Origin of the sequence: Streptomyces sp. WAC 04229, assembly GCF_003947455.1 — a bacterium.
Classification (GTDB): Bacteria; Actinomycetota; Actinomycetes; order Streptomycetales; family Streptomycetaceae; genus Streptomyces.
The window spans coordinates 1-517 of the sequence record NZ_QHJH01000440.1 but is presented as its reverse complement, the minus strand read 5'-3'; the positions used below and the strand labels follow the sequence as shown (position 1 = coordinate 517).

The window sequence follows — 517 nt, the reverse complement described above, 5'->3', positions numbered from 1 at the left end:
CGTGGTTCCAGGAGTCCCGCAAGAACCCCGACGGCCCCTACGGCGACTACTACGTCTGGGCCGACGACGACACCCAGTACGCGGACGCCCGCATCATCTTCGTCGACACCGAGGCGTCCAACTGGACGTACGACCCGGTGCGCAAGCAGTACTTCTGGCACCGGTTCTTCTCCCACCAGCCGGACCTCAACTACGAGAACCCGGCCGTGCAGGAGGAGATGATCTCCGCGCTGAAGTTCTGGCTGGACCTGGGCATCGACGGGTTCCGGCTGGACGCGGTGCCGTACCTCTACCAGGAGGAGGGCACCAACTGCGAGAACCTGCCGCGCACGCACGAGTTCCTGAAGCGGGTGCGCAAGGAGATCGACGCGCAGTATCCGGACACGGTGGTGCTGGCCGAGGCCAACCAGTGGCCCGAGGACGTGGTCGACTACTTCGGCGACTACGCCGCGGGCGGCGACGAGTGCCACATGGCGTTCCACTTCCCGGTCATGCCGCGCATCTTCATGGCGGTCAG

The 517-nt window shown here is 65.8% G+C and carries 1 protein-coding gene; it reads left to right on the top strand.

Annotated features, from left to right (window positions below):
* On the top strand, positions 1-517 hold a 517-nt coding region (locus DMH12_RS38765; RefSeq protein WP_260474513.1), incomplete at both ends, for an alpha-amylase family glycosyl hydrolase.